Genomic DNA, 7,570 nt, shown 5'->3' with positions numbered 1-7,570 from the left:
GCCTCGGCCACGGCCATGCGGCCCGAGGCGGGAGCAGTGATGGCGGCCAGCGGCGTGCGCTCGCCCATGCTCATGGCCTCGCCGGCAAAGCCCGTGTAGTCGGCCAGGGTCACGGCGCAGTCGGCCACGGGCACCTGCCAGGGGCCGACCATCTGGTCGCGGTGCGACAGGCCGCCCACCGTGCGGTCGCCGATGGTGATGAGAAAGCGCTTGGAGGCCACCGTGGGGTGGGCCAGCACGTCGATCACGGCCTTTTGCAGGGGCACGCCCGTGAGGTCCATGGGCGCGAACTGGCGCTCTACGGTCGCCACGTCGCGGTGCATCTTGGGCGGCTTGCCCAGAAGCACGTTCATGGGCATGTCCACGGGCAGCTTCTGGTCGCCGCCGGCCACGGCCGTGTAGTCCAGCACCAACTGGCGCTCTTCGGTGGCGGTGCCAATCACGGCGAAGGTACAGCGCTCGCGCTCGCAGAAGGCCTGGAACTGGGCCAGCGAACCGGGGGCGATGGCCAACACGTAGCGTTCCTGGCTCTCGTTGCTCCAGATTTCCTTGGGCGCCATGCCCGATTCTTCGAGCGGCACGGCGCGCAGGTCGAAGCGTGCACCGCGGCCGGCGTCGTTGGTCAGCTCGGGGAAGGCGTTGGACAGGCCGCCCGCACCCACGTCGTGGATGGCCAGGATGGGGTTGGCGTCGCCCTGCGCCCAGCAGTGGTTGATGACTTCCTGTGCGCGGCGCTCGATCTCGGGGTTGCCGCGCTGCACGGAGTCGAAGTCGAGCTCGGCCGCATTGGTGCCGGTGGCAATGGAGCTGGCCGCGCTGCCGCCCATGCCGATGCGCATGCCGGGGCCACCCAGCTGGATCAGCAGCGAGCCAGCGGGGAATTCGATCTTCTTGGTCAGGCCTGCGTCGATCACGCCCACGCCGCCCGCGATCATGATGGGCTTGTGGTAGCCGCGCTGCACGCCACCGACGTTCTGCTCGTACTCGCGAAAGTAGCCCGCCAGATTGGGACGGCCGAATTCGTTATTGAACGCCGCGCCGCCCAGGGGGCCTTCGACCATGATCTGCAGCGGGCTGGCGATGTGCTCGGGCTTGCCCACTTCGCTGCCCCAGAGCTTGGACACGGTGAAGCCCGTCAGACCCGCCTTGGGCTTGGAGCCGCGGCCTGTGGCGCCTTCGTCACGGATCTCGCCGCCCGCGCCGGTGGAGGCACCGGGGAAGGGCGAGATCGCCGTGGGGTGGTTGTGCGTTTCCACCTTCATCAGCACGTGCTGGGTGGCCTCGCTCTTGGTATAGCCGGGCGCACCGGCCTCGCCCATGCGGGCGATGAAGCGCTCGACCTGGTGGCCTTCCATCACCGAGGCGTTGTCCGAATACGCGATCACCGTGTGCTGGGGCGCCAACTGGTGGGTGTTGCGGATCATGCCAAACAGGCTCTTGTCCTGCGCCACGCCGTCGATGGTGAACTCGGCGTTGAAGATCTTGTGGCGGCAGTGCTCGCTGTTGGCCTGGGCGAACATCATCAGCTCGACGTCGCTCGGGTTGCGCGCCAGGCCGGTGAAGGCGTTGACCAGGTATTCGATCTCATCCTCGGCCAGCGCCAGGCCGAAGCGGGTGTTGGCAGCCTCCAGCGCGGCGCGGCCGCCGCCCAGCAGATCCACATGCTCCATGGGCGCGGGCTGCAGCTCGGTGAACAGGGCAGCGGCGCCGCTGCGGTCGGCCACCACCGATTCGGTCATGCGGTCGTGCAGCAGCGCGGCGACCTGGGCCACCTGCTCGGCATTCAGCTCGGGCGTGCCGCCCAGCAGGCCGGGTTTGAGGGAAACGCGGTATTCGGTGATGCGCTCCACGCGGCGGATGGCGATGCCGCAGTTGCGAGCGATGTCGGTGGCCTTGGAGGCCCAGGGCGACAGCGTTCCCAGGCGCGGGGTGACGACGATGACGGCGCCGCTGTCCGGCCCGGCGTAGGGGTCGCCGTAGGTCAGCAGGGCGGCCAGGCGCTCCTGATCGGCCGCCGAGGGTGCCGTATCGGTGGCAACCAGGTGCACGAAGCGCGCAGCGATGCCGGTGATCTTGGGGTGGATGGCCTCGAGGGCGGGCTGGAGTTGCTGGGCGCGGAAGGTGCTGAGGGCGTTGCCGCCCGCCAGCGTGGTCATGTGCAAGGTCACGGTAGCGGCCTGTTGGGGGTGTGAGGGGTACGTGGGCACAACCGCCGCCCCGTAAAAAGTCTGCGCAGGCAGCGGTTAGCCTCCCATTTTAACCGGCCGTGTGCAAGCGCATGCAGCGTCAGAACCTGTTCACGATCTCCCAGGGGTCGCGCAGCGGCCGTGGCGGGATGGGATGCTAGGCGCGGTGCGCAGTTGATAGCCCCGCTATCAACAAGCGCCGCAACGCCGCAAACCGCCCGCCAAGGCCACTGCCCTTCGGGTTGGAGCGAAATCGGGCGATTGGACGCCCCGGCTGCTTGCATGGGCATGAGCCCATGCGGCGCCCCCGAAGCATCCACTCATCCCGATTGCGCTCCAACGCGATCCCCTGCGAGATCGTGAACAGGTTCTTCACCGCAATGGGATAATCCCCCTATGACGATCAACATCAAAAGTGCACAGGACATCGAGGGCATGCGCGTGGCGTGCCGCCTGGCGTCTGAAGTGCTGGACTACATCGCCCCCCACATCAAACCCGGCATCACCACGAACGAGATCGACCGGCTGGCCGCCGAATGCATGGCCCAGCAGGGCACCATCTCGGCCACGGTGGGCTACCAGCCCCCGGGCTACCCGCCCTACCCCGCGTCGCTGTGCACCTCGGTGAACCATGTGGTGTGCCATGGCATCCCCAACGACAAGCCCCTGAAGAAGGGCGACATCGTGAACGTGGACGTCACCGTGATCACCAAGGACGGCTGGTACGGCGACAACAGCCGCATGTACCTCATCGGCGAGGCATCCATCGCCGCCAAGCGCCTGTGCGCCATGACTTTCGATGCCATGTGGCACGGCATCGTGCAGGTCAAGCCCGGCGCCCACCTGGGCGACATCGGCCACGCGATCCAGAAGTTTGCCGAGGGCCACGGTTTTTCCGTCGTGCGCGAGTTCTGCGGTCACGGCATCGGCCAGCGCTTCCACGAAGAGCCCCAGGTGCTGCACTACGGCAAGCCCGGCACGCTCGAAGAGCTCAAGCCCGGCATGGTGTTCACCATCGAGCCCATGATAAACGCCGGCCGCCGCGAGGTGAAGGAACACGGCAACGACGGCTGGACCATCGTGACCAAGGACCACAGCCTCTCGGCCCAGTGGGAGCACACGGTGCTGGTCACCGAAACCGGCTACGAGGTGATGACCATCTCGGCCGGCTCGCCGCCACTGCCGTCCTTTGTGACTTCCACAAAGACATAAAAAGCCAGCGGGAAACCCGCTGCGCACGACTTTTGCGTGGAACACTGCATGGCCACATCGACTGCATCGCTCTCTCCGTCCATGACCGAAATCCACGCCCTGCGGGACGCCTACCGCCGCGACAAGGCGGCCCTGATGGCCTCCATCCAGGCCACGGGTGCGTCCACGCGCGGCATCCGGGTGCTGCTGCGCAAGCTTTCCACCCTCGCGGGCGAATTGCTGCAGCAGCTGTGGCAGCGCGCCGAGCTGCCGCCCGACCTGGCGCTGGTGGCCGTGGGCGGCTTCGGCCGCGACCAGCTGTTTCCCTACTCCGACGTGGACGTGCTGCTGCTGCTGCCCGACGACCGCGCGGCCGACGGCTGCAGCGTGCTGCGCGCGCAGCTCGAAGGCTTCATCGGCAGCTGCTGGGACGCGGGGCTGGAGATCGGCTCCAGCGTGCGCACCATTGCCGAATGCCTGGCCGAGGCGGCCGCCGACGTGACGGTACAGACCTCGCTGCTCGAAGCAAGGCAAATCTGCGGCAGCACCGAACTTTTCGCCCGGTTCCAGGAACAGTACCGCGCGCAGATGGACCCGCAGGCCTTCCTGGTCGCCAAGACGTTGGAGATGCGCCAGCGCCACAACAAGTACGAGAACACGCCCTATTCGCTGGAGCCCAACTGCAAGGAGTCGCCCGGCGGCCTGCGCGACCTGCAGATGATCCTGTGGGTGGCCCGCGCCGCCGGCCTGGGCAGCACCTGGAAGGAGCTGGCCGCCAACGGCATGGCCACGGCCTTCGAGGTGCGCCAGATCGAGCGCAACGAGGCCGTGCTGTGCCTGATCCGCGCGCGCCTGCACGCGGCGGCCGGCCGCCATGAAGACCGGCTGGTGTTCGACCAGCAGACCGCCGTGGCCGAGTCCTTTGGCTACCGCTCGCAGGCGCCCGACGGCTCACGCCTGCCCATGCGCGCCAGCGAGGCCATGATGCGCCTCTACTACTGGGCTGCCAAGGCGGTCTCGCAGCTCAGCCAGATCCTGCTGCTCAACATCGAGGAAGCACTCAACCCCTCGGCGCACGAGCCCCGCCCCATCAACGAGCGCTTCTTCGAGAAATCCGGCCTGATCGAGGTGGCCAGCGACGACCTGTATCTCAAGGACCCGCACGCCATCCTGGAGACCTTTCTGCTCTACCAGACCACGGTGGGGCTCAAGGACCTGTCGGCGCGCACGCTGCGGGCGCTGTACAACGCCCGCAGCGTGATGGACGGGGCCTTCCGCAGCGACCCGGTGAACCGCGCCGCCTTCATGCGCATCCTGCAGCAGCCGGCCGGCATCACCCATGCCATGCGGCTCATGAACCAGACCTCGGTGCTGGGGCGCTACTTGTGGGCGTTCCGCGGCATCGTGGGGCAGATGCAGCACGACCTGTTCCACGTCTACACGGTGGACCAGCACATCCTGATGGTGCTGCGCAATGTGCGCCGCTTCTTCATGGCCGAGCATGCGCACGAGTACCCCTTCTGCTCGCAGTTGGCCGGCGGCTGGGACAAGCCCTGGCTCCTGTACCTGGCGGCACTGTTCCACGACATCGGCAAGGGCCGGGGCGGCGACCATTCGCAGATCGGCGCCATGGAAGTGCGGCGTTTTTGCCGCCAGCACAAGGTGGAGCGCGAGGACGCCGCACTCGTCGAATTCCTGGTGACCGAGCACCTGGCCATGAGCCGCATCGCGCAGAAGGAAGACCTGAGCGACCCCGACGTGATCGCCGCCTTCGCCAGGCGCGTGGGCAACGAGCGCTACCTGACGGCTCTGTACCTGCTGACGGTGGCCGACATCCGCGGCACCAGCCCCAAGGTGTGGAACGCCTGGAAAGGCAAGCTGCTGGAAGACCTGTACCGCGCCACGCTGCGCGCCCTGGGCGGGCGGGCACCCGATGCCGCGGCCGAGGTCGAGGCCAGGAAGCGCGAGGCACTGGTGCTGCTGGCCCTGAGCGCCCTGCCCTTCGAAGCCCACAAGGCACTGTGGGCCACGCTGGACGTGAGCTACTTCATGCGCCACGAGGCGGCCGACATCGCCTGGCACACGCGCCACCTGTCGCGCCACGTGGGCGCACCGAAGCCCGTGGTGCGCGCGCGCCAGTCACTGGCCGGCGATGGCCTGCAGGTGATGGTCTACGCCCCCGATCAGGAAGACCTGTTCGCACGCATCTGCGGCTATTTCGACCGCGCAGGCTTCAGCATCCTGGACGCGCGCGTGCACACGGCCAACAACCAGCATGCGCTCGACACCTTCCAGATCGTGGCCGATGACCAGGCCGGCCACTACCGCGAGCTGACCCACATGGTGGAGAGCGACCTGGTGCGCGTGATCGAGGAAGGCGGCCCCCTGCCCGAGCCCACGCGCAAGCGGGTCTCGCGGCGGGTCAAGAGCTTCCCGTTTGCGCCGCGCGTCACCCTGCGCCCGGACGAAAAGGCCCAGCGCTGGCTGCTGGCGATCTCGGCCAGCGACCGCGCCGGCCTGCTCTACCTGGTGGCCCGCGTGCTGGCCCAGCACCATCTGAGCGTGCAACTGGCCAAGGTCAGCACCCTGGGTGAGCGGGTGGAGGACACCTTTCTGGTGCAGGGACCCGAGCTGCAAAACAACGCGCGGCAGATCCAGATCGAGACAGAACTCCTCAAAGAACTCTCGTCATGACGGTCAAGCCATGGGCGGCAGCTTGTCGAGCAGCTTGTCCAGCGTGATCGGATAGTCGCGCACGCGCGCGCCTGTGGCGTTGAACACGGCGTTGGCAATGGCCGCGCCCACGCCGCACAGACCCAACTCGCCCACGCCCTTGGCCTTCATGGGCGAGGAAGTGGGATCGGTCTCGTCCAGGAAGACCACCTCCTGGTGCGGAATGTCGGCATGCACCGGCACCTCGTAGCTGGCCAGGTCGTGGTTCACGAAGAAGCCTTGGCGCTTATCCACGGCCAGATCTTCCATGAGCGCGGCGCCCACCCCCATGGTCATGGCGCCGATGACCTGGCTGCGCGCCGTCTTGGGGTTGAGGATGCGGCCCGCCGCGCACACGGCCAGCATGCGGCGCACGCGGATCTCGCCCGTGGCCAAGTCCACCCCCACCTCGACGAAGTGGGCACCGAAGGTGGACTGCTGGAATTTCTTCTGCAGGTCGCCATACTCCATGGTGTCTTCCACCACCAGTTCGCCCTCGGCGGCCGCCTCTGCCAGAGGCACGGAGCGCTCGCCCGCGCGCACCATGCCACCGGCGAATTGGGCTGTTTCGGACGGCAGGCCCAGCTTCTGGGCGATGGCTTCGCGCAGCTTCACGCAGGCTGCATACACACCCGCGGTGGACGAATTGCCGCCCCACTGCCCGCCCGAGCCGGCCGACACGGGAAAGGCCGAATCCCCCAGGCGCACCATGACCTTGTTGACGGCCACACCCAGCATCTCAGCCGCGGTCTGGGCGATGATGGTGTACGAACCGGTGCCGATGTCGGTCATGTCGGTCTCCACCGTGACCGTGCCGCGCTGGCTGAGCCGCACGCGCGCGCCCGACTTCATCACCAAGTTGTTGCGAAACGCCGCCGCCACGCCCATGCCCACGAGCCAGCGGCCATCGCGCACCTGGCCGGGCTCCGCCCGGCGCCGGCCCCAGCCAAAGCGCTCGGCTCCGGTGCGCAGGCATTCCACCAGTTGCCTTTGCGAAAACCGGCGCTCGGGATTTTCGGGGTCGACCTGGGTGTCGTTGATCACGCGGAACTCCACCGGGTCGATGCCCAGTTTGATCGCCATCTCGTCCATAGCGATCTCCAGCGCCATCATGCCGGGCGCCTCGCCCGGGGCGCGCATGGCATTGCCCTCGGGCAGGTCGAGCACGGCCAGGCGCGTGGCGGTCAGGCGGTGGGCACCGCCGTAGAGCAGTCGCGTCTGGTTCACGGCCGTCTCGGGCTTGCCCTCGGGCAGGTCGCCCGACCAGCTTTCGTGCGCAATGGCGCTGATCCGGCCGTTCTTCGCGGCACCAATGCGGATGCGCTGGATGGTCGCGGGCCGGTGCGTGGTGTTGTTGGCAATCAAAGGCCGCTGCACCGCCACCTTCACGGGCTGGCGCGCCGCCTTGGCCCCCAACGCGGCCAGCCGCACGTCGGCCCGGATGAAGAGTTAGCCGCCAAGCCACCGCCCACGACGCGCGA

3 protein-coding genes and 1 pseudogene are annotated in these 7,570 nt (G+C 67.8%); 2 read left to right on the top strand and 2 right to left on the bottom strand.

What is annotated here, in order from left to right; all coding sequences use genetic code 11:
- Positions 1-2,168: phosphoribosylformylglycinamidine synthase (purL, locus tag ACK59X_RS31525; protein ID WP_409962901.1), on the bottom strand; the 2,168-nt coding region annotated here is incomplete at its 3' end.
- Positions 2,169-2,582: 414 nt separating this feature from the next.
- Between purL and map the strand changes: the two genes are divergently transcribed.
- Both map and ACK59X_RS31515 read left to right on the top strand, forming a co-directional pair.
- The gene (gene map, locus ACK59X_RS31520) at positions 2,583-3,398 is read left to right on the top strand and encodes a type I methionyl aminopeptidase (RefSeq protein WP_409962899.1); all 816 of its coding nucleotides are present in this window, start codon (positions 2,583-2,585) and stop codon (positions 3,396-3,398) included.
- Between the two features lie 81 nt (positions 3,399-3,479).
- A complete protein-coding gene (locus ACK59X_RS31515; RefSeq protein WP_409962903.1) occupies positions 3,480-6,071 on the top strand; it encodes a [protein-PII] uridylyltransferase in 2,592 nt (863 codons plus the stop codon).
- Positions 6,072-6,074: 3 nt separating this feature from the next.
- Here the strand turns inward: ACK59X_RS31515 and ACK59X_RS31510 are convergent.
- Positions 6,075-7,538: pseudogene (locus ACK59X_RS31510) on the bottom strand (molybdopterin cofactor-binding domain-containing protein); the annotation flags it as partial.
- Positions 7,539-7,570 lie beyond the last annotated feature (32 nt).

The organism is Acidovorax sp., assembly GCF_046339755.1.
Classification (GTDB): domain Bacteria; phylum Pseudomonadota; class Gammaproteobacteria; order Burkholderiales; family Burkholderiaceae_C; genus Acidovorax.
Note: the sequence above shows the minus strand (reverse complement) of the source record. Positions and strands in the feature narration are given on the sequence as shown.